This is a genomic window from Flavobacterium sp. 38 (assembly GCF_057799715.1).
Map to the genome: position 1 here is coordinate 110,407 of NZ_JBYNWZ010000003.1, position 23,015 is coordinate 133,421.

At 32.8% G+C, this 23,015-nt stretch carries 21 protein-coding genes; 8 read left to right on the top strand and 13 right to left on the bottom strand.

Annotation, left to right across the window (positions count from 1 at the left end):
• The 4 genes from AC3E9W_RS09220 (at position 1) to AC3E9W_RS09235 (ending at position 2,915) form a co-directional block, all read left to right on the top strand.
• Positions 1–327 carry a hypothetical protein gene (locus AC3E9W_RS09220; RefSeq protein WP_306156553.1) on the top strand — a complete coding sequence of 109 codons (327 nt, stop codon included), beginning with the start codon at positions 1–3 and terminating at the stop codon, positions 325–327.
• A gap of 102 nt (positions 328–429) precedes the next feature.
• Positions 430–1,074 (top strand): alpha/beta hydrolase, encoded by a 645-nt coding sequence (locus tag AC3E9W_RS09225; protein WP_488768132.1) that lies wholly within the window; start codon positions 430–432, stop codon positions 1,072–1,074.
• 24 nt (positions 1,075–1,098) lie between these two features.
• Positions 1,099–2,202, top strand: a complete 1,104-nt coding sequence (locus tag AC3E9W_RS09230; protein ID WP_488768133.1) for an acyltransferase family protein — start codon at positions 1,099–1,101, stop codon at positions 2,200–2,202.
• A gap of 143 nt (positions 2,203–2,345) precedes the next feature.
• Entirely contained in the window at positions 2,346–2,915 is a 570-nt protein-coding gene (locus AC3E9W_RS09235) for a cysteine hydrolase family protein (protein ID WP_488768134.1), read from the top strand.
• Between the two features lie 100 nt (positions 2,916–3,015).
• Here AC3E9W_RS09235 and AC3E9W_RS09240 read toward each other — a convergent pair whose 3' ends face one another.
• Genes AC3E9W_RS09240 through AC3E9W_RS09250 form a run of 3 tightly spaced genes read right to left on the bottom strand, consistent with a single transcriptional unit; the run spans position 3,016 to position 4,766 of the window.
• Positions 3,016–3,441 carry a hypothetical protein gene (locus AC3E9W_RS09240; RefSeq protein WP_488768135.1) on the bottom strand — a complete coding sequence of 142 codons (426 nt, stop codon included), beginning with the start codon at positions 3,439–3,441 and terminating at the stop codon, positions 3,016–3,018.
• 44 nt (positions 3,442–3,485) lie between these two features.
• Positions 3,486–3,989 carry a hypothetical protein gene (locus tag AC3E9W_RS09245; protein WP_488768136.1) on the bottom strand — a complete coding sequence of 168 codons (504 nt, stop codon included), beginning with the start codon at positions 3,987–3,989 and terminating at the stop codon, positions 3,486–3,488.
• A gap of 12 nt (positions 3,990–4,001) precedes the next feature.
• Positions 4,002–4,766, bottom strand: a complete 765-nt coding sequence (locus tag AC3E9W_RS09250) for an MBL fold metallo-hydrolase (protein WP_488768137.1) — start codon at positions 4,764–4,766, stop codon at positions 4,002–4,004.
• Positions 4,767–4,856: 90 nt separating this feature from the next.
• Here AC3E9W_RS09250 and AC3E9W_RS09255 point away from each other — a divergent pair, with 90 nt between their 5' ends.
• Positions 4,857–6,317, top strand: coding sequence for a TonB-dependent receptor (locus tag AC3E9W_RS09255; protein ID WP_306156567.1), 1,461 nt, complete (start codon positions 4,857–4,859; stop codon positions 6,315–6,317).
• 265 nt (positions 6,318–6,582) lie between these two features.
• On the opposite strand, the gene bcp is transcribed toward AC3E9W_RS09255, so the two are convergent.
• Complete coding sequence (gene bcp / locus AC3E9W_RS09260) at positions 6,583–7,035, bottom strand: thioredoxin-dependent thiol peroxidase (RefSeq protein ID WP_488768138.1); 453 nt, start codon at positions 7,033–7,035, stop codon at positions 6,583–6,585.
• A 337-nt stretch (positions 7,036–7,372) separates the two neighbouring features.
• Between bcp and AC3E9W_RS09265 the strand changes: the two genes are divergently transcribed.
• Entirely contained in the window at positions 7,373–8,041 is a 669-nt protein-coding gene (locus AC3E9W_RS09265) for an endonuclease III domain-containing protein (RefSeq protein WP_306156571.1), read from the top strand.
• 87 nt (positions 8,042–8,128) lie between these two features.
• On the opposite strand, the gene AC3E9W_RS09270 is transcribed toward AC3E9W_RS09265, so the two are convergent.
• The 3 genes from AC3E9W_RS09270 to AC3E9W_RS09280 form a co-directional block, all read right to left on the bottom strand.
• Positions 8,129–9,193, bottom strand: coding sequence for a tetratricopeptide repeat protein (locus tag AC3E9W_RS09270; protein ID WP_306156573.1), 1,065 nt, complete (start codon positions 9,191–9,193; stop codon positions 8,129–8,131).
• 545 nt (positions 9,194–9,738) lie between these two features.
• Positions 9,739–9,882, bottom strand: a complete 144-nt coding sequence (locus AC3E9W_RS09275; RefSeq protein ID WP_164515274.1) for a hypothetical protein — start codon at positions 9,880–9,882, stop codon at positions 9,739–9,741.
• Between the two features lie 50 nt (positions 9,883–9,932).
• Positions 9,933–10,517 (bottom strand): RNA polymerase sigma factor, encoded by a 585-nt coding sequence (locus AC3E9W_RS09280; protein ID WP_111366804.1) that lies wholly within the window; start codon positions 10,515–10,517, stop codon positions 9,933–9,935.
• A 525-nt stretch (positions 10,518–11,042) separates the two neighbouring features.
• Between AC3E9W_RS09280 and uvrA the strand changes: the two genes are divergently transcribed.
• The gene (gene uvrA / locus AC3E9W_RS09285; RefSeq protein ID WP_488768139.1) at positions 11,043–13,838 is read left to right on the top strand and encodes an excinuclease ABC subunit UvrA; all 2,796 of its coding nucleotides are present in this window, start codon (positions 11,043–11,045) and stop codon (positions 13,836–13,838) included.
• A 120-nt stretch (positions 13,839–13,958) separates the two neighbouring features.
• On the opposite strand, the gene AC3E9W_RS09290 is transcribed toward uvrA, so the two are convergent.
• The 6 genes from AC3E9W_RS09290 to AC3E9W_RS09315 all read right to left on the bottom strand — a co-directional run bounded on the left by AC3E9W_RS09290 (position 13,959) and on the right by AC3E9W_RS09315 (position 21,898).
• Positions 13,959–14,258: a DUF8108 domain-containing protein gene (locus tag AC3E9W_RS09290; protein WP_306156580.1), complete on the bottom strand. Its 300-nt coding sequence runs from the start codon at positions 14,256–14,258 to the stop codon at positions 13,959–13,961.
• A gap of 268 nt (positions 14,259–14,526) precedes the next feature.
• Complete coding sequence (locus tag AC3E9W_RS09295) at positions 14,527–16,143, bottom strand: mechanosensitive ion channel family protein (protein WP_488768140.1); 1,617 nt, start codon at positions 16,141–16,143, stop codon at positions 14,527–14,529.
• A gap of 97 nt (positions 16,144–16,240) precedes the next feature.
• Positions 16,241–17,710: an oligosaccharide flippase family protein gene (locus tag AC3E9W_RS09300; protein WP_488768141.1), complete on the bottom strand. Its 1,470-nt coding sequence runs from the start codon at positions 17,708–17,710 to the stop codon at positions 16,241–16,243.
• 35 nt (positions 17,711–17,745) lie between these two features.
• Positions 17,746–19,032: a glycosyltransferase family 4 protein gene (locus AC3E9W_RS09305; protein ID WP_488768142.1), complete on the bottom strand. Its 1,287-nt coding sequence runs from the start codon at positions 19,030–19,032 to the stop codon at positions 17,746–17,748.
• A 66-nt stretch (positions 19,033–19,098) separates the two neighbouring features.
• A complete protein-coding gene (locus AC3E9W_RS09310; RefSeq protein WP_306156588.1) occupies positions 19,099–21,555 on the bottom strand; it encodes a YfhO family protein in 2,457 nt (818 codons plus the stop codon).
• A 49-nt stretch (positions 21,556–21,604) separates the two neighbouring features.
• Positions 21,605–21,898 carry a DUF4834 family protein gene (locus AC3E9W_RS09315; RefSeq protein ID WP_456893428.1) on the bottom strand — a complete coding sequence of 98 codons (294 nt, stop codon included), beginning with the start codon at positions 21,896–21,898 and terminating at the stop codon, positions 21,605–21,607.
• Positions 21,899–22,021: 123 nt separating this feature from the next.
• Between AC3E9W_RS09315 and AC3E9W_RS09320 the strand changes: the two genes are divergently transcribed.
• On the top strand, positions 22,022–22,990 hold the full coding sequence (locus AC3E9W_RS09320; protein WP_306156592.1) for a transporter: 969 nt from the start codon (positions 22,022–22,024) through the stop codon (positions 22,988–22,990).
• The last annotated feature ends 25 nt before the right edge of the window (positions 22,991–23,015 follow it).

Here is a 23,015-nt window from a genome sequence, read left to right on the forward strand (position 1 = left end):
ATGAATAATTCAGTCGAAGAAGGAAAGCCAATCGCTATTACAAGTTATATTTTAATCGTTGGAGTGCTCATTGCCATGTCTATGAATTCTGAAAATAAAAATAGCTTTGCTTCTTTTCATATCCGTCAGGCTTTAGGTCTATCTCTAACTTTTATTTCTTTTGGAGCGCTAACCAGTAATTTTGACAGCTTTTTTATCACTTTTCCAATGTGGATTTGCGTTTCCATCTTATGGACTTATGGTATTTTTACTGCTATCCAAGGACAAATGAGACCGATTCCGCTTGTTGGAGAATTGTTTCAGAAATGGTTTAAATCTATTGGATAACAAATTCCATTTTTTTGAAATTCCAAATTCCACTTGCACGTCGCTAACTTTGCCAAAGTTGAAAACTGAACACTAGAAAACAGAACACTGAACACTAAAAAAATGAATCTATCTTTAGAATACAAAATACAAGAACCAAAAGTAATTTTAGATAAAAATCCGTTACTGCTTTTATTGCACGGATACGGAAGCAACGAAGCCGATTTATTCTCTTTTGCTTCTGAACTTCCAGATAATTATTACATCATTTCGGCGAGAGCGCCTTACGATTTACAATATGGTGCTTACGCTTGGTACGCGATTAACTTCGATGCTGACCAAAATAAATTTTCGGACAACGAACAGGCAAAAATCTCAAGAGACAAAATTGTTGCTTTTATAGATGAATTAGTAGCTAATTATCCTATTGATGCTAATAATGTAACTTTAATTGGATTCAGCCAAGGATCTATTTTAAGTTATGCAACTGCCCTTTCTTATCCAGAAAAAATTCAGCGAGTGGTTGCTATGAGCGGTTATTTCAATGAAGAAATTATTAAAGAAGGTTTTGAAAACAACGATTTTAAAAACCTAAAAATATTCGCTTCTCACGGAACTGTAGATCAGGTTATTCCAATTGAATGGGCCAGAAAAACACCAGCGATTTTAGAGAAATTAAATATTCCTGTTGTTTACAGAGAATATCCTGTCGGGCATGGAGTTGCACCACAGAATTTCTTTGATTTTAAGAATTGGCTGGCTATTTAGTCATTATTGCAGAAGATAGTTAAAATGAAAATAACTGACTTTTTAAATAAAGAGAACAATAATTTAGATTTAATTAGAATCTTACTAGCCTGTACTGTAATTCTTGGACATACAAGTACATTAAATGGAATAACACCATATTGGACGGATCCTGTAAATTTATTTTTTCCAGTAACTTACTCAGGAGCACTCGCAGTAAAGCTTTTCTTTTTTATAAGCGGCCTAGTTGTTACGAATAGTTATCTAAAAAATGACAGTTTCGTATATTTTGCAATTTCAAGACTATTTAGAATTTTGCCTGCTTTGATATTTCTTTTACTAATTACTGTTTTTTTAATTGGCCCCACCATTACTAATGTAAGTATCTCAGAATACTTTTCAGACTACACGAATTATAGATATCTAATAAAAAATATATATTTTAAAACACAATATATACTAACCGGTGTTTTTAATGACAATTTATACAAAGATGCAGTTAACGGATCACTATGGAGTTTAAATTATGAGGTAAAATGTTACATTGTCTTAATGTTTGTATTTTTATTAATTAAAAACAAAAGAACTTTTATTTTTAATATAGGTTTTATAGCGCTTTTTATGCTAAGCGTTTTACCACAAAACTTCATACTTAGCAAATTAAGCAATAATCCAGAAATTTACTATCTGCCTATTTCTTTTGCTTATGGAGTCTTTTTAGCAATAAATCAAAACAGATTTATAATGAATTTACAGATTGTTCTTTTATCAATTTTTGTTTATTTTTTATTTAGAGGCCATCAAGCAGAGGAATTATTTCTTATCGTTGCTTTTTGTAACTTAATCATTTTTACCAGCTCTCGAGAATTTATTTTGAATTTCAAACCTAAATATGACATTTCGTACGGGATATATCTTTGGGGATTTTTAATACAACAAATAATCTACTTCTACTTTGGTACAATATACGCCGGATTACATTTTTTCACAGCAGTAAGTATATCAATACCAATCGCTTATATCTCACTTATTTACATTGAAAAACCGAGTATATTAATGGGTAAACAAATTCAAGCTTTTTATAATTCTATGAATACAAAAAAGCCAAGTTTTAAATCCTCCTTTTCTTATTTTATCTCAAAATTTTAAATTTATCTAATAAATATAATCATAGTTACAATTTATAAAAATTATATAAAAAACTCAACTTACAAACCTTATTCTCCTAGTGGACTGCTTAATTAGCATCCAGTTATCGTTTTAAATCTCTGTTAACACTAATCTATCCAAAAATGAGCATCTCAAAACTTGATAACCCTGCTTTAATTTTAATTGATATCCAGAAAGGTTTTCATGATGTTGCTTACTGGGGTGGAGATCGAAATAATATTGACGCAGAACAAAAAGCAGGTGAGCTTTTAGAAATTTGGAGATCCAAAAAATTACCTATTTTTCATATACAGCATTGTTCTTCAAACCCCAATTCAATTTTAAACGAAACAAATCCTGGAAATGAATTTCAAGATGTCGTAAAACCTCTGGAAGGAGAGACAATTATTAAAAAGAATGTCAACAGCGCTTTTATAGGAACAAACTTAAAAGAGCTCATTGACGATGCCAAAATTACCAATCTTGTAATTGTCGGCTTAACTACAGATCATTGCGTTTCTACGACAACCAGAATGGCGGGGAATTACGGATATAACGTTTATCTTGTTTCTGATGCAACAGCTACTTTCAATAAAAAAGGTGTAAACGGAGAAGTTTTCTTTGCAGAGTTAATTCATCAAACTGCTTTGGCAAGTTTAAACGAAGAATTTGCTCAAGTAATAAATTCTGATTTTATTAAAGAAATTGTTTAGTTTAATATCTAAGTTTCAGTACAACTTTGTCAAAGTTTAAAACTTTGACAAAGTTTTTTTTCAATACAAGCTTTGGAATTTGGAATTTTTAATTTGGAATTTACTCTCCAGTATAAAGAATCTTCTCCCCTTTCTTCAAAACATATCCTTTCCAGGGAATCAATTGCCAATCGCCATTTACCCAAGAATCACCTTCAGATTTTCTTTCTAAAATGATAGATTCTTTTTGAGTATCTAAGAAAAGTTCCGCTTTATTTCCGTCAAAAATTACGTAAGATGCGGTCGTGTATGTTTTACCGTCATCATAATGAGAAAGTTTTGTCCCTTCAAAAACTCGGATGCATTCTTTTTTGAGTTCTGACCAAGTATAACCAGCAGAAGCTTTGCATCCATGAGAATCAGAATCAGCTCCAACAGCGGCTTCTTTTTGTGGTTCTTTTGGAGTTATCTTTTCTTTTTCTTGAGAAACTTTTTTAGCGCAAGAAAATGCGCTTACAATCATCAAAAACAAAAATATCTTCTTCATAATCCTATTTATTTAAAGGTCAAAAAAAATAGGATTATAAAATCCTATTTTTGATATAACCAAGTTTGATTTACTTCAAAGGTAATGTTATCATCGTTATCAACAAAATACTTTAACAAGACTTCTCCCCACAATTCTCCATTACTGTAGTCTGCAATAATCCATCTGTGGTTTAAAATCTTTACTTTATTGATGATAAATTTGTTTGGACCTATTTGATCTTGCCCTGTATACGGATTGCCTTTTGGATTTGAATTTAAATCTAATAGTTTTTCTGTAACAACTGGAATTAGTTTTTCATACAAAATGACTTTACCTCCAGAAGCACTGTTATCAAAGTAATTTTGTGCATTTTCATTGTGTTCTAAAGAAAAATAATCTGCTTCTGCCAATTTATTTTTCATTAGACTAATGCTATCTCTTAGTTTTTTTGTTGTCTTTTCATATCGCTGCTCTCCAAATTTCACTTCGCCGCTGTAAAATGCATACGTAAAAACGTTCATTAAAATAGCCAAAATAAAAAGATAAAGCATTAAGGATTTTTTCATTGTGTGGTATAATTAAATTGTAATTTCTAAATTGTCATAAGCCAAAAAAACATTTTCAGGAAGTGTTTTCTGCACTTCTTCGTGAAAACCTAAAACGTGACTGATGTGAGTTAAATAAGCTCTTTCGGGTTTGACAAGATTGATAAAATCTAGCGCTTCCTGCAGGTTAAAATGCGTATCATGAGGTTCGACGCGCAAAGCATTTACCACCAAAACTTTCAATCCTTTCAGTTTTTCAACTTCTGCTGGTTCGATTGTTTTTACATCTGTCAAATAAGCAAAATCGTCGATTCGGTACCCAAAAACTTGAAGATCACCGTGCATGGCATTTATAGGAATCGCCATTTTGTCTCCAACAGCAAAAGGAGCATTATTATGCACTTCAATTGTTTTTACGCTTGGTGCTCCTGGATATTTGTTTACCGTCTCAAAAACATAATCAAAACGGCGTCTTAGATTATCTAAAACACGTTTGTGTCCGTAAATCGGAATTTCGCCCTGTCTGAAATTAAACGGGCGTATATCGTCTAAGCCAGCTGTATGGTCAGAATGTTCGTGTGTAAATAAAATAGCGTCCAGTTTTCGGCATCCGCAAGAAAGCATTTGCTGCCTGAAATCGGGACCGCAGTCTATCACATACGAATGCTCGTTCCATGTTATCCAAATGGATACACGAAGCCTTTTGTCCTTAGCATCAGTGCTTTTACAAACTGGATGATCGATTCCAATAATTGGAATGCCTTGAGAAGTACCTGTACCTAAAAAATAAACCTTCAATTGAACTTAATTTTTTTACAAAAATAGGATTATTTCTCTTTCATTAGAAGCCTAATTTACTAACTTTGTAACAAATCTATTTAAAACAAAATGGGTACAGAAATAAAACTCAAGGGTGACAAGGTCATCGAACAGATTCCTTCTATAAAAGACAAAGCGTTACGCATTAATTTAAACGAAAATATTTACGGAACATTTGCTGAGATTGGCGCTGGACAAGAGACAGTTAGACACTTTTTCAGATCTGGAGGTTCGTCGGGAACTATTGCAAAAGCGATGTCTGCCTATGATAAAGATTTTAGTGACGCCGTTTATGGAGCTGAAAATGATGGAAGATATGTGACAGAAGAGCGTTTGAAAAAAATGCTTACCCATGAAGGACAAATCATCGAAGAGCGTTTAAGCCGAGAAAAACACCCTACCAAACTTTTTTTCAGTTACGCCAATACGGTTGCCACAATAGATTTTGCCAAACAATTTAAAGGTCACGGATGGGTTGGAATTCGTTACCAAATCGAACCAGACGAAGCTTATAACGAAATTATTCTTCACATTCGTTTTAAAGAGACTGACGCAAGACTGCAACAAGAAACACTTGGTATTTTAGGGGTAAACTTAATTTACGGTGCTTTTTACAAATACAACGATCCAAAACGATTACTTCGTTATTTATACGATCACTTAGACAAAGATCAGTTAGAGATTGATACCATTAACTTTTCTGGACCTCGTTTTGCCGATGTAGACAATCGTTTGATGAGTTTACAATTGGTTAAAAATGGAATGACCGATGCCGTAATGTTCAATCCTGAAGGGAAAAATATTCTGCCAGCAGCTATTCTTTACAAAAAGAATTTATTAGCCTTAAGAGGAAGTTTCCGTCCTGTTACGAAAGTAAATATGGACATGTACGAGAAATCATTAGAAATGTTTCTCAAGGAAAATAAAGTTGAAAAGAACAATACGCTTGTAATTTTTGAAATCACTCTTTCGAATTTACGTTCTGACGGTGAAATTGACGAACGTGACTTTATGGACAGAGCCGAATTACTTTGTTCGCTTGGTCAGACGGTTATGATTTCGAATTTCCAAGAATATTATAAAGTAGTAGAATATTTCGCCAACTATACCAAAGCCCGTATGGGATTGGCAATGGGTGTAAACAATCTTGTTGATATTTTTGATGAGAAATATTATCGTCATTTAAGTGGAGGAATTCTGGAAGCGTTTGGAAAATTATTCTATCGTGATATGAAAGTTTTCCTTTATCCGATGTTAGATGAAGATGGCTCATTAATGAACTCAAACAATTTGAAAGTTCATCCTAGAATGAAAGAATTATACAAATTCTTTAAATTCAACGGAAAAGTGGTTGATATTGAAGATTATGATCCGAATATTTTGGATGTATTCTCTAGAGAGATCTTGAAAATGATCAATCAAGGCAAACCTGGATGGGAACCAATGCTTCCTCCTGGAATTCCTGAAATTATAAAAGAACATCATCTTTTTGGGTATCATCCGCAGAAAGAATTAGAGCAAAATGCATAATAAAAAAGTCCCTTTGATGGGACTTTTTTTTTGCTTTATATTGTTTAACACAAAGGTTTTCTACACAGATTGGACTGTAGAGACGCACCGCAGTGCGTCTACGCAAAGTATGGCAGGTTCAGCATTAATTAATAATATTTTCGTGTGTTTGCGGTAATACAAACGTTAGACGCACTGCGGTGCGTCTCTACAGTCCAATCTTTGCGTGCATTGCGTAAAATCTTTGCGTGCTTTGCGGTAAAATAATGACTTGAAACAAAAAAAATTATTTCAAAATCTGCGAAGCGTGTTCTTTTGTTTTTACTTTTTCTATTACTTCTTCGATAATTCCTTTTTCGTTGATTACGAAAGTGGTTCTGTGAATTCCGTCGTATTCTCTTCCCATGAATTTCTTTGGCCCCCAAACTCCAAAGGCATTAATAACCGATTTATCTTCGTCTGCAATTAGCGGAAAAGGCAATTCGTACTTTTCTTTGAATTTTACTTGTGCTTTTGAGGTGTCGGCACTTACTCCAAGAAGTTCGTAATTATTGGCTTGAAAACGGTGAAAATTGTCCCTTAAATCACATGCTTCGGCTGTACAGCCAGGAGTACTTGCTTTTGGATAAAAGAAGACAACCAGTTTTTTCCCGGCATAATCTGCCAGTTTATGTGTTTTTCCGTCTTGATCTGTTCCTGAAAAATTGGGTGCTTTATCTCCTGCTTTTAATGTTGTCATATCTTTTTAATTTTAGATTATTGATTTTAGATTCCCGCAAGGTTTGCTAAATGCCTTGTAGATATTATTTACTTTAGATTGTTGATTTTAGACTAAAACAAAGATAGCGTACAACTTTTAACTCATAACTTATAATTCACAACTTTTTTCATGCCCCAGATTGAAGTGGAAACCCCGGAATTATGATAGTTTACATTTTTTGCATTTAAAAAGCGACCGAAGGAAGCTCTTTTAAATGCTTAAAAATGTTACTGACATAATGAGGAGTTGAAACGGAAAGCTGGATTAGGCACATCATTAAAATTATAGTATTTTTACAATCAATAAAATCATCGAAATGAATAAAGAAGCTCGAGTACAGTTTGTTATCGACAAATTGAAAGAACTCTACCCTACTATACCTGTTCCGCTAGATCATAAAGATCCGTATACGCTTTTAATTGCGGTTTTATTGTCTGCGCAATGCACAGATGTTCGTGTGAACCAGATTACGCCTCTTTTGTTTGCAAAAGCTGATAATCCGTATGATATGGTTAAAATGTCGGTGGAAGAAATTAAAGAAATTATTCGCCCGTGCGGTTTGTCTCCGATGAAATCGAAGGGAATTCATGGTTTGTCTGAAATTTTGATAGAAAAACATAACGGAGAAGTTCCGCAAAGTTTTGAAGCGCTTGAGGCTTTACCTGCTGTTGGACATAAAACGGCTAGTGTGGTAATGTCGCAAGCTTTTGGTGTTCCTGCTTTTCCCGTAGACACGCACATTCATCGCTTGATGCACAGATGGAATTTATCTAACGGAAAAAATGTTGCCCAGACTGAAAAAGATGCTAAAAGATTATTTCCGAGAGAACTATGGAACGATTTGCACTTGCAGATTATTTGGTACGGTCGAGAATATTCGCCTGCAAGAGGCTGGAATTTGGAGAAAGACATTATCACTAAAACCGTTGGCAAAAAATCTCTTATTGAAGAAATGGAGAAAATAGCTTTGAAAAAAGCTGTTTAATGTGCCAATGAAAAAAATTAGATAATTAGATAATTGTCTGTTATTAAAACACATTATCTAATTATCTAATCAATAAAATTATCTAATTTACATTCCCGCTTTTAAAGCGTTGTATTCTGTATTCATATCAAGTGATCTGTAAACACCTAATAACGTTTTGGTTGCATCTGGATTTTTTGGCTCAAGCGTTAGGACTTTTTTCAAATATGGAATCGCACTTCTTGTAATATCATCTTTTCTGGCATTCAGCTTATCGTATTGCTTCATTTCTGCCGGAGTCGTTCCCAGTGCAGAGATTTCATCGGCAAGATCTTTTTTCATTTGCAATTTCAGATAAGCTAGATTGATATACGCATCAATATAATTTGGATTTAATTCCAGTACATAATTGTAAATCGCTTCTGATTTCGGATAATCCTTTTTTTCAAGATAGGCATACGCCAGATTGCTGTTTATTTCTATTCTTTTGGATGGAATAGATTCTGTTCTTGGCTTTTCGTATAAACCTTGCTGAATTGCAGATTCTCTGGCTTTTGGAGAAATAAAGGTATCTTCTTCTTTTGTTTTTTTGTTTGTAGCATAGTACAGAACTCCTTTTCCAGAATAATTAATCTTTTTGAGAAGTTCATAGTAAGTAACAGCAGCATTGAAATCTTTTGCATTTATAGATGAAGCTGCGGCATTACACAAGTTTAAAGTGTCTTTTTTATCAAACAAATAAACCTTGTAACTTTTCTCTGCGCTTTCTTTGAAGTTTCCAGCTTTAAAATCTGCCATTGCGCCATTTACAAGACTGGCTTTCATATCTTTTAAAGCCATATTAGCCTTAACTGTCCATTTAAATTTTCCTGATTCGTTTTCGTATAAAAATACATCTTGGTAGGATTGCGACGCCAATGTAAAATTATTGGCAGCATCAATGTTTTTTACAGCCAAATCTTTTAATACGTTACCTTTTAAGAAATAATAATCTGACTTGTCTTCATCAGATGCATTAAGAATAAGGTATTCTGTTTTGGTTAAAATTGCCAAAGCATCTTGGCTATTTCCTTTATCAAATAAAGACTGCGCTTCCTTAATTTTGTCTTTTTGGGCAAATGCGCCAATGCTGATCATTAATAAGCACGACAACATTTTAATGTTCTCTTTCATTTTACGGTTAAGTTTTGGTGATTAAATGATTTTCTTATTTTATTGAGGCAATAGCAAAAGACAATTAAACTGGTTTAAAAATTATCTTATCACTATTTTTTGAGTCAATACTGCTGGTCCAACTATTTTCTCAAAATCAAATGAGCATCAAAACTTAACAAAATAAAGCAGGGTAGTTTTTCTTCATAAACAATCTGTTTTGGGGTTAAATATTTAGTTATTACGTTGTTATTTTTCTAATTCTTTGAATAAAACCAGCACTCTTATACGAATAATACTTGCGAAATCATTTTTATCGAACAAAAAGCTAGTTTTTTAACTAAAATAAAATTAAAAACTAAATAAACATATAAAATCTCATCAAAATATTAAATTTTAACAAAACACGAGGAAAATGATGTAAAAAACTTATATTTTTTAAGTTCAAAATATAAACAAAATAAAAAACTCACTATTTGTATAAGAAATACAAACAGTGAGCTTTTTCAACCGAAACGACCATTCGGTTTATTTTTAATAAACATCCGACAGGAGCAGTGGGGTGTTTAGTTAGCTATTATCTCAAAATTTTTATCTTCAATCTTAACTACTGTCAAGGCTTTAGAATAATTCAATAAGAAAGAAACGACTTCTTTATTAGGTTTAAGATTTTTGGAAGCTAATGCTTTTTTTGAGTAAATTTTCCCCATACTGTAAAAATGATTTATACTAGTATAACGGACTAAATATCAAAATAGTATTAGTTGGTTAAAATAATTTGATGTTTATCTATTATTTTTCTCAAATTCATTAGTGCGTAACGCATTCTTCCCAATGCTGTATTGATGCTTACGCCTGTAATTTCTGAGATTTCTTTGAAACTCATATCTTGGTACATACGCATTACCAATACTTCTTTTTGATCTTCTGGAAGTTCTTCTATCAACTTTTTTAGATCCAATTCGACTTGGTCAACAATCATTTTGCCTTCTATTGTCAGTGCATCGTCAGACATGATAGAGAAAATAGAAAACTCTTCTGTTTCTCTGTACATCGGCATTTTTTTGGTTTTGCGAAAATGATCAACGATTAAATTGTGAGAAATACGCATTACCCAAGGCAGAAATTTACCTTCTTCGTTATAAGAATTACTTTTTAAAGTTTTGATTACTTTAATAAATGTATCTTGAAAAATATCATTTGAAATATCTCTATCAGCAATCTTAGAATATATAAAACCATATATCTTAGATTCATGCCTTTTTATTAATGTTGCCAGTGCAGCTTCACTGCCGTCAACATAATTTTTTACTAATAGAGCGTCTGGAGTATGCAGATCAGCCATAATAACTACTTTTTTAGTTTTATTTTAAAAATTTGGAGTATTTTTCTAAAAAGTAGTTTTTTTAAATAGGCGTTTCTTTTTTTAGGTTATGTTAATATTGTGACCAAATTTAACAATTTTTAATTTTAAAATGCAAATAAATCATTAATTATTATTAGTAAAACTTTTATTAATGTACAATAAACATAAAATTTACGTACAAAGTGCTAAAAATCCGTAAAACAAATGCTAGGAAAAAGTGTTAAAAAATAAACCTAAACACCTAATAATTAATGAGATAATTTTTATTCTTTTCTTTGAATCAGATTTCAAATTACAATTTTTATTGAAATAATCCGACAATTGCAGAATATTTTTTTGCAGACTGTGTTAAACTGGACCAATACAGCTCTAAAAAAGTACACTTTTACAGCTAAATCTGCTTCAAAAAGTCTTTCAGTTAGAGCAAAATAGTTAAAATTTGGAACTAAATCCTTAACTAAATCCAATTCAAAATTGATTACTTTTGTAAAAATTGACTTTTTTATGCAAATTGACCTTTCTAAAATAGATCCGAAATCAAATATTATAATTAAAGGAGCGCAGGTACATAATCTAAAAAATGTAGATGTGGTTATTCCGAGAAATAAACTGGTTGTCATTACTGGTCTTTCAGGATCAGGAAAATCGAGTTTAGCTTTTGATACTTTATATGCCGAAGGACAAAGACGTTATGTAGAAAGTTTATCTTCTTATGCGCGTCAGTTTTTGGGCCGTTTAGACAAACCAAAAGTAGAATATATTAAAGGTATAGCGCCTGCAATTGCTATTGAGCAAAAAGTAAATACGACTAATGCTCGTTCGACTGTTGGGACTTCTACTGAAATTTACGACTATATCAAACTTTTGTTTGCGAGAATTGGGCGTACCTACTCTCCTATTTCTGGACAAGAGGTTAAAAAAAATACCGTTACAGATGTTATTTCTGATGTAAAGAGTCTTCCTCTTGACAGCAGATGGCTTTTGCTTGCTCCTATACATCTTGAAGAAGGAAGGCAATTAGAAGATAAACTAAAAGTGCTTCTGCAGCAAGGTTTTGCACGTATTTTGGTTGATAACGAAATGATTCGTCTAGATGAATTTTCTGCTTCAGATTTGCATCAATTAGATAATAAAGACATTTTACTGATTATTGACCGTATTGTTGTAAAAGAGGAAGAAGAATTTTATAACCGTTTAGCAGATGCTGTGCAAACTGCTTTTTTTGAAGGAAAAGGAATTTGTTATCTGCAAGAATTAAATGCAGAAAAGAGATTTTCTTATTCGAATAATTTTGAGCTTGACGGAATAACTTTTCTCGAGCCAAATGTTCACTTATTCAGTTTCAACAATCCGTATGGGGCTTGCCCGGTTTGCGAAGGTTATGGAAATATTATTGGTATTGATGCCGATCTGGTTGTTCCAAATACTGCTTTGTCTGTTTATGAAAGTGCTATTTATCCGTGGCGCGGCGAAAGCATGAGCTGGTATAAAGACGAATTGGTAAAACATGCTTATAAATTTGATTTTCCTATTCATAAGCCTTATTTCCAATTAACTGACGAACAAAAAGATTTAATTTGGACTGGAAATCAATATTTTCAGGGATTAAATGATTTCTTTAGAGAATTAGAAGAAAAAAATTATAAGATTCAGAACCGTGTAATGCTTTCACGTTATCGTGGTAAAACTAAATGTCACGCTTGTAAAGGGAAACGTTTGCGCGAAGAAGCTTCTTATGTAAAAATCAACGGAAAAACAGTTTCTGATTTGGTTGATTTACCAATTAAACATTTGGTTACGTTTTTCAAAAATATAGAATTAAACGTTTACGAACAGCAGATTGCGAAACGCTTGATGGTCGAAATCAATAATCGTTTGTCTTTTTTAACAGAAGTTGGTTTAGATTATCTTACTTTAAATCGAAATTCGGCAACACTTTCTGGAGGAGAATCGCAACGTATTAACTTGGCAACTTCATTAGGAAGTAGTTTGGTTGGTTCGATGTATATTTTGGACGAGCCAAGTATTGGTCTGCATCCTAAAGATTCTGAAAGATTAATCAAAGTATTGCTTTCTCTTCGCGATTTAGGAAATACCGTAATTGTGGTAGAACATGATGAAGATATCATGAAAGCTGCCGATATGATTATTGATATTGGTCCAGAAGCTGGAACTTTTGGTGGTAAACTAGTTGCGCAAGGAACTTATGATGAAATTCTGCAATCTGATTCTTTGACTGCGAAATATTTAAATGGTGATTTAGAGATTTCTGTACCGAAGAAAAGACGAAAATTCAAAAATCATATTGATATAATCGGTGCACGCGAAAACAACTTAAAAAACATTAATGTTACATTTCCGTTAGATGTTTTAACTGTAGTTACCGGTGTTTCTGGAAGTGGAAAAAGTACGCTGATTAAGAAAATCTTGTTTCCAGCTATGCAGAAAAAACTGGAAAGCGCTGCTGAAAAAGCCGGACAGTTTACTGAAATTTCAGGATCATTTTCGCAGATCAAACATATTGAGTACGTAGATCAAAATCCGATTGGAAGAAGCTCAAGATCAAATCCTGTAACGTATATCAAAGCGTATGATGATATTCGTGATTTGTATGCCAAAGAAAAATTATCAAAAATAAGAGGTTATCAGGCTAAACATTTCTCTTTTAATGTTGACGGAGGCCGTTGCGAAACTTGTAAAGGAGAAGGTTCTATAAATGTCGAAATGGTTTTCATGGCCGATGTTTCTCTTCCTTGCGAAACCTGTGGCGGAAAACGATTTAAAAAAGAAATTTTAGAGGTTACTTTTGACAATCAGAATATTAATGATATCCTGACAATGACCATTGATGATGCTATTGCTTTTTTCGAAAAAAATAAGCAGACTAAAATCACTCAGAAACTACAGCCGTTACAAGATGTTGGTTTAGGGTATGTTCAATTAGGACAATCTTCTTCTACACTTTCTGGTGGAGAGGCACAGCGTATTAAATTGGCTTCTTTCTTGGTTAAAGGCGCGACAAAAGACAAAGCTTTATTTGTTTTTGATGAACCTACAACGGGACTGCATTTTCATGACATTAAAAAACTTTTGGCTTCGTTTGACGCTTTAATCGAAAAAGGACATTCTATAATCGTTATCGAACACAATCTTGATCTTATAAAATGTGCAGACTGGATTCTTGATTTAGGTCCTGAAGGTGGAGAAAATGGAGGTCATTTACTTGCCTCTGGAACTCCCGAAGATATTGTAAAAGTAAAAGAATCTGTAACTGGTGTTTACTTAAAAGATAAATTGTAAAAAAAAAAGATTCTAAGGTGCTAAGGTGCTAAGAGTTTAACTTAAAATAAATAAGGTTCTAAATTACTAGTTTGTAAAAAACTTAGTAGCTTAGAACCTTATTAACTTTGTAGCTAAAAATTAAGCTACTAGACATCTTTCTTCAAACGGAAGACCATCCTCGTCAATAGCTACTAAAATCTTTTTTTGTTTTGAAGCTTCAAAGGTAAGATACAGCCAAGCAAATGACCATAAACCTAGAGTTAAACAAAAAATAATAAAATTCAAACTGTGGTTAACCACTTTTCCTCCTTTAGATAAGACTGCGAAAAGCAACTCATCATTTCTTTCTTCTAAAGTAAATCCATTATGAACTTTGTTTGAAATCATATTAGAAAATACTTGCATGCTTTGTTCCTGGCTGAGATGATTGTTTTTCATAATTAATTTAATCTACCATTAATCCAATAACTAATTTCGTCTACTATTTCTTGCAAATTTATCTCGCTCAAAAGGATAAAACAATACCCATATTTAGGTATTTTTGTTAGAAATAATTATGCAATTTCTTCAAAGTAATGCTAAACCTTTAGTATAAAGTTAATTTTAATTCGATTAATTACAAAATATTCAGGTGTTAAAGTTTATTTTTTAATACCTAATTGTCAATTATTTAACCTTAAAAATGACCTTGAAAATTGAATTCTAGCTACTCTTCTTTCAAGTATTCTGGCGGAATTGCTGTTGCGCTTCCATCTCTGAAAGCACTGTAGTGTGGCGACATAATCTCTATTCCTGCCTCAAAGAAAGAATCTTGAATATTTTGATGCAATGAGGAATAAATTCTTGGCTGTTTCGTTGGCTCTTTAGTGTAAACATTAATTTGATACGAAACATAAAAATCATCTAAACTCGTTTGCAATACAAATGGTTTTGGCTCTTTTTCGGTCATTTCAGTTTTTAATGCAGCATCAATCAAAGCGGCGTAAATGTCTTTCCATGGCACATCATAACCAATCGTGACTGTCGTATGAATAAGCAATCCGGCAGTTGACTGTTTGGTGTTTGCCGAATAATTGGTCGAAGTACTGGACAAAACTGTAGCATTCGGAATCGTAATATCTTCAAATTTTGGCGTTCTTATTCTGGTAACCAATGCCGTTTTTTCTATTACTTCTCCGCTTACATCACCAATCTTTATATAATCACCAATTTTAAACGGGCGCATATACGTAATTACTAAACCTGCCACCATATTAGCAATAGCGTTAGAAGAACCAAGAGAAAACAGAACCCCGACAAATACCGAAACCCCTTTAAAAATTGGAGAATCTGAACCAGGCAAATACGGAAAAATAATAACCAGCATAAAAGCATACATCAGCAGTCTAATTACATTGAATGTTGGCAATGCCCAATCGCTATAAAATCCGTCAATTTTTATGTTTTCAGATTTTATTTCGTCAAAGAAAAACTTAATGATTTTGAGCGCATATTTAAAAATGATAACAATTACTATAATCGTAAACAGACTTGGCAAGAACCCAAGAAATCCCATTAATGCAGATTTAGCCGGCGTCAAAATCCATCTAAGAAGCATTGTTGTATAATCTTTAGTAGCTGGAAATATGCTGAATAAAACAGGAAGCGACAAGTAAACAATTAAAATAAGTGTTACTATTTTTATAAAACCAAAAAAACGGAGAAATAAAACCAGCTGTCTTTCTGGAGATAATATTTTGATTGTATTATAATTGACTCCTTTAAAATATCTAGCTTTATTTTTGACGATATAATTTCTAATCAGATTAAAAAGCTTCCCGACCAAAAACAAAACCAAGCTAATTATAAGAATTAATAAAGCCGTATATCCGATTCGTTTAGGCAATTGAGAATAATTTTCATTTTGGTATAGGATCGCATTTCTAATTTTCGCCAGATTTCTATTGGCAATTTTAGTTATAGTGCTATTTTCTGCTTTTGCATCAGCATCAAAAACAGACATTATGACTAAATCATTTTGATAGATAATATCCATCGAAGCATCCGAAGGAACAACTTTAAGCGAATCTTTTTCAAAGAAAGATTCGTTGTAAAGTCTTTTTATTTTATTGGTAATATATTCTGCCCGCTCCTTTGCAGAAAAAGAACCAACTTTATGATAAACAAAAAAAAGTGTGTCCTTGAAAGGCTTTACAGGATAACCTTGTAGTTTTACTGTCGAAATCTCTTTATCAGTGCTTTTCAGATCGGGAGTCTGGGCAAATACTGAAAAAGAAAATAAAATAAAGAAGAAAGCTAATAACCTAAGTACTTTTATTTTCATATTCAATTAGAAATAAGTTAGTTATCCTTTCTAACAAATATAAAAACAAAAAAGTTATGATTTTTTAAATTGCTTTCTTTTTTACAGAAAAATCAGATCAAATTTTAAACCCTAATTTCTTAAAGATCGAATCAATAACATTATTGATATCTGACGAAATTTTAAATTTATAATTCAGATAAACATATAATATTGTTACCAAAATCGATTTTAAAGCGATACTTATTAACTGGAAAAATGGAAATTCCCAAAAATAAAACAGCAGAAACAATACAAAAGTAAGCAGCATAGAATCAATGGTCTGTTTTGTAAAAGGGTACAAATGCAGTTTCTTTACCACAAACAGCAGTTTTGCCAAACTATATAAAGTAATCGACAGCAGAGTTGCAAATGCAGAACCAAAAATTCCCCAGATAGGAATAAAGATCAAATTTAAAATTACGGTTAAAACAACGAGCATTAATCCTAAATACAATACCATACGGTAATATTTGGTATTGAAAATAATAGCATTATTGTTTCCTAAAATCAGGTCAAAATATTTAGAAAGACCAATCATAAAAACTACAGAAATTCCGCCACTATATTCTTTCGGAACTAATTCGTATAATTTGTTAATATTGACAAAAATACAAAGCATTACAAAACCGCCCACAATCTGCAAATTGATCGAAGTCTTTTTATAAAGCTGATTTAATTCGTCGAATTTGTTATCGTGCATTAATTTAGCTGTAATCGGGTACACAATCTGATGCATCGCACGACTTGGAACTGAAATGACCAAAGCAATGTAAGTCGCAACGGAGTAATAGGCGATATTTTCGATTTTCATATACTGATTCAAAATCAGCTTATCGCCGTCTAAAAGTAAGTTCGCAACACTTCCAGATAAAATAATATAAAAAGTATATTCCATTACACTTTTTACATTTTCAGGTATAGAAATTTGAAAATTAGGCTTTTTAACGTAAAAAGCATAAAACATCGTTACGATAAAAGCTATAAAATAAATCGCCGCCGTTACATAAACAAACTGAACCAGACTGATCCAATTGAAATACAACGCTATTAAAGCAAAAGTCGAAAGCAATCTTAAACCAACTTCTTTTATAAAATTTCCAAAAACAGAATGCATGTGGACCCTAGCCCACGCATAAAAAATTTCAAAATAAGCCATACAGATTCCGATAAACGGAATAAGCAGCATAAATTCGCGCACAATAGGATTTTCTTTCGAAACAAAATCGGTTATGTCGTCGTAAAAGAAAATTCCGATAAGTCCTAACGGAATACACATTAAAAGCGGAAACAACGCCGTAAAAGACAAAAACTGCTCTCTTTCTTCTTCTGTTTTATACTGCGAATAAAATTTCACAAGCGTATTTTGCATTCCGATCGCGAACAAAGGCATAATCACATTTGCTGCAGAAGTAACGTAATTTGTTAAAGCGTAATAAGTTGCCCCAAGAAAAACGGGATAAAGATATAAAGTATTTATGGCTCCGATACCAAAACCAATGTATGTAATTATAGTATTTTTAAAAGACTGATTTAAGACAATACCCATTTCTTGAGTTTAGATTGTATTTGAAATTTTAATGATTATCCTTTAATCAGCTGTGCTAATTGCTTAGTCAGGTTTTTTCTCGAATATTGCTGTAAACCAATTCCGTGCGATTGCAGTTTCCCTTCCAAAAACTGATTAAAAAAGTCCAAAATTACACTTTTTAACTTCGCTTTTTCAGAATAATCAAAAAATACTCCTGTATTGGTCTGAGTAACGATATCTGCAAAGTCAGAACCTTGAGGTCCAATAGCAATTATTGGACGGTTTGAAACCATATATTCAAACAATTTTCCTGGAATAATGCTTTTCGTATCTTCAGAATTAATTTCGATTAACAGCAGAACCTGAGATTTTCTTTGATGTGCAACCGCTTCTTTATGAGAAACGTAACCCACCAAGTTCAAATAATCATTTAACTGATGTTCTTGTATCGCATCTAAAACTTCCTGACTTACGGCTCCAATTAATTTTATTTCTAAATGAGATTTAAACTCTGGAACTTCTTTTAGCAATTCAACCAAAACTTCCCAGAGAAATGGCGGATTTCTGTCTGATAAGAAAGAACCAATATGAGCTAAAGTAAATTTGGTGTCTAATGTTTGTTTCTCAACCGTTTCAACATCATAACCATTTGTAATTACCGTAATTGGCTTATTGGTAATCGCTTCAAATTCAGTTTTAGTAGTTTTACTTGTTACGATAATTTCGTCTGCAGAATTGAGTACTTTATGCTCAAGACTTTTATGTTTTTTCTCCGCATAAGAAGATAATCGAAGTGCTTTGTGGTATCCGATCGTTGTCCAAGGATCACGAAAATCGGCAAACCATTTCACTTTCAATTTTTGCTGCAATTCCAAACCAATCAAATGCAAACTATGCGGTGGTCCAGAAGTTACAATCGTATCGATATTATTTTCCTGAATGTATTTTTCTAAATAAGAAACAGACGGTTTTACCCAAAAAACACGCGCATCTGGAATAAAAAGATTTCCTCGAACCCAAAGAAACGTTTTGTCTAAGAAAGTCTGTTTTTTCTTTTGAGGAAAAATTCCCGAACTGATTTTTTTGGTTTTATTTTTCGAAAAAACAGAGGCCAATTGGTACGGCTCCCAAATTTTATTCTTTAAAACAATTACTTTATCTGATATTTCGCTTACCAATCCTTCATCAACAATTGGATAAGTCGGATTTTCTGGAACATAAACTATAGGCTGTACATCAAATTCTGGCAAATATTTCACAAATTTCAACCAACGCTGTACTCCCGGCCCACCCGCAGGCGGAAAATAATAGGTAATTATTAAAAGTTTTTTTTGTTCCATTTAAGATTTATTCTGTTTCACAGAGATTCGCAAAGTGCTCGCTAAGAATCGCAAAGATTTTCTAAATTATTTTTGTGTGTCTTTGTGACTACTTTGTGAATCTTTGCGGTAGAATTTTTCGAAATAAATCCCCGCAGCTAAAAGCAACAACATTCCAATTGAACTTATTAAAGTAATTGTTCCTCCAGTTTTGATAATCTGAGGCTCAAATTTAAATTCGATAGTATGTTTTCCTGCAGGAACTTCCATTGCTCTCAAAACATAATCAACAGGGAAATGATCTGTTAATTTACCGTCTATATAAGCATTCCAGCCATTTTTATAATACATTTCAGAGAAAACAGCTAAACCATCATTTTCTTTGTCTGATTTGTATTTAATGTAATTTGGCTTATAAGTAACAACTTTAATCGTTCCAGTTGTATCTAAAGGTTTCTTTAATCTCGCATTTTGAAATTTATTTTCATGCTCGTGAACATTAAATACTGCAACTTTTTTAGTATCCAAAGTATTCAAGGCTTTCATGACATCATCTGGCTTGTTTACCAATTTTACAGACTCCACAAACCAAGCATTTCCGTTAGCATCTGGATTAACAGTCGGAATTTGATTTCCTGTACTGTCCACCTGAATCACATACTTAACATTCAACATATTAAGCACTTCTAGATTATTTTTAGCAATTTGATAATCGTATAATTGTTGCATTCTTCTAGGTCTTACAGCACTATAACCTCCAATTGTTTTATGGAAATAAGAAGATCTTCCCTGTAATTGTCCCTGAAGATCGAATACACGATAAACAGAAGTATCTTTTAAAATTTGAGCATCTGCTTGAGTTTCTTGGAAAGGCGCTGCAATCTGAACCGGACTTACGAAATCTTTTGCCGAAACATATTTTTTATCCACAAAAAACAAATCAAAAATCATTACAATTCCAATAACGATTAAAGTTGTAGTTTGAGAGAATCTGTTTTTAATAAACATCCATAATACAACAAAAGTAACCACGATTAAAAATCCAGATCGTAAGATATCTGCATAATACATCGTCATTCTGTCTTCTTTTAAAGCGTCAACAAAACCTGGTCCGTAGCTTTCCATGAAATATTGGTCGCTCGCTCCTGTAAAATGGAAGAAACTTTTTGCTATTAACAAAATTACCAATACTCCCAAACCAAAAACTCCTGTCTGTACTAATGCTTTCTGCTGTAATTTTGGTTCGTCTTTAGCTTTAAAGAATGACTGTAATCCCATAACAGCCAAAACAGGAAAACATAGCTCTAGAATTACCTGAATGGATGAAACAGCTCTAAATTTATCATAAAGAGGAACATATTCAATAAAAAAGTCTGTCAGCAAAGAGAAATTTTTTCCCCATGAAAGCACTAAAGTGAAAAGCGCCCCAGCAAGGAAAACATATTTAATTTTTCTATCATCAATAAATAGAGCTAAAACAGCCAAGAAGAAAACGACAGCCCCTATATAAGCTGGCGCTGAAACAATTGGCTGATCTCCCCAATACGTTGGCATTCCAGAAACAAAATCTTGAGCTTGAGACGAAGGAACTCCCTGCTCTACCATAAAGGCGTACATACGGCTGTCTGTGCCTACATTTTCATGGCTTGAACCTCCAAATATTCTTGGAGCAATTAAATTCAAACTTTCTGCAATTCCATAACTATATTCTGTAATATAGTCTGTAGTCATAGAAGCAGTCGTTTCATTTTTAGATCCGTCTGGATTAAATGTCAGCTCACTTTTATCTCTAATACTGTATTTAGCATATTCTTGTGTTGCCATTAAATTACCGGCATTGGCACCTAACGCAAAAATCCCCGCAACTAATAAAACGCCACAAGAAATTAAAAGTCCTTTAAAATCTTTTTCTTTTATAAAATTAAAAGCGTAATAACCTGTTAGAATCAATAAGAAAATCAATAAATAATAGGTCATTTGGAAGTGATTGGCACTAATTTCTAATGCCACGGCAAACATGGTGAGCAAACCTCCCCAAATGTATTTTTTCTGAAAAACGAGTATAAAACCTGCAATAACCAAAGGCATATAAGCAATGGCGTGCGCTTTGGCATTATGCCCAACTCCTAGAATAATAATCATATAAGTTGAAAAACCAAACGCAATTGAACCTATAAAAGCTTTTAGCGGATCTGTTTTTAAAACTAATAATAAGCCATAAAAGCCAAGGAAATATAAAAACAAGTAATCTGCAGGACGCGGAAGAAAACGCAATACGTCATCAACTTTACCTATAAAATCGTTCGGATAATTTGCACCAAGCTGGTATGTTGGCATACCGCCAAAAGCAGAATTCGTCCAATAAGGTTCTGCATTTTCTACTGCTCTAAAGTCATTTTGCTCTTTTGCCATTCCGGTGTATTGAGCAATATCAGACTGGAAAATTTGTTTTCCTTGCAGAACTGGATAAAAATAAATTAATGAAACAAGAATAAAGCCCAGAACTACAAGGGCATGCGGATAGAACTTATTTACTATTTTCAATTTTGGCTGGTTTGGGTTAAAATGAATCCTAAATTTTCAGGACACAAATCTAATCTATTTCTTCGTAATCAACATACTCACCCACTTTTTTGGTTTCGCGCGGGTTTTTAGCATTAGCTGTATTAATGATTATTTCATCATTATTATTTGTATTGCTATTGTTCTGATATCTATTACCTTGATTATATTGTTGCTGTTGTCTTTGAAAATTTTCACTGGCATTTTCTACTGCCTTTTTAACCAACACAGGCAAAAAGATTTTAGCTAAAAATTTAAAAATGTAATAAAAAGCTATAACCCACATGATGGTCTTGAACAAACCTGAAAAAGATGCTTCTTGCATAACTATATATTTTTTTCCAAAATTAATAAATCCGTTGCTTAAAAATAAAATATGAATCTTAAATAAATAATAAAATATGTACATTTGAAATGCGTTATTATTTTTCAACTCAAAAAAAATTATATGTTCAAAATTAAAAACTTACTTGCCCCGGTACTTTTTTTTATTCCACAACTGTTTTTTGCGCAATATACTGACGTCATTAACTCAAATCGCCCAGGTGAAACAATGTCTGCCTACGCCGTTGGAAAATCTGTTATTCAAGCCGAATTAGGTGTTTACGGCATTAAAGAAAAACACGACTTATTAGACTACGATGCCAGCGGATTTGGTACAGATTTAACTATTCGATATGGTGCTTTTCTAGAACAATTAGAATTCATCGCTGATTTACAATATCAAACCGAGAATTTTGATACTCCGTACACCAGCTACAAAAAGAATAATTTTAGACGCACGGTTTTAGGAGCTAAATATCTTGTTTATGATCCGTACAAAAATTACAAAAAAGAAGTAAACATCTACAGCTATAAAGCCAATAGAAATTTTCAATGGCGAGAGCTTATTCCGGCTGTTTCTGTTTTTGCAGGAGCTAATTTTGTTGGAGCCGATAATCCTTATTATTTTTCTCCTGATGGCGCTATTTCTCCTAAAGTTTCGATTATCACACAAAATTTATTAGGAGGCGGAGCTTGGGTTTTTGTGACTAATATTATTGCAGATTATATTGGAACTGACTATCCAAGTTACGGATATGTATTAACTTTGACGCACGGATTTAATGACAGATGGTCTGGTTTCGTTGAAAATCAAGGCTATAAAAGCGATTTCTACAGCGATTCGATTCTTCGCGGAGGAGCTGCTTTTCTGCTTTCTTCCAACATGCAGGTTGATGCTTCTATAAGTACCAATTTCAAAAATACACCTTCTATATTATATGGCGGTGTTGGCGTATCATGGCGTTATGATGGATGGTACAAAGAGAAGGTGGTTGAAGATAAAGCAGCCGCTAGAGCAAAAAAGAATCCTGATAATGAAAAAGCTATTGACTATCAAGAAAAAGAACGAAAGCGTAAAGCTAAATACGAATAAACTGAATAACTAGACCCTTTTATAG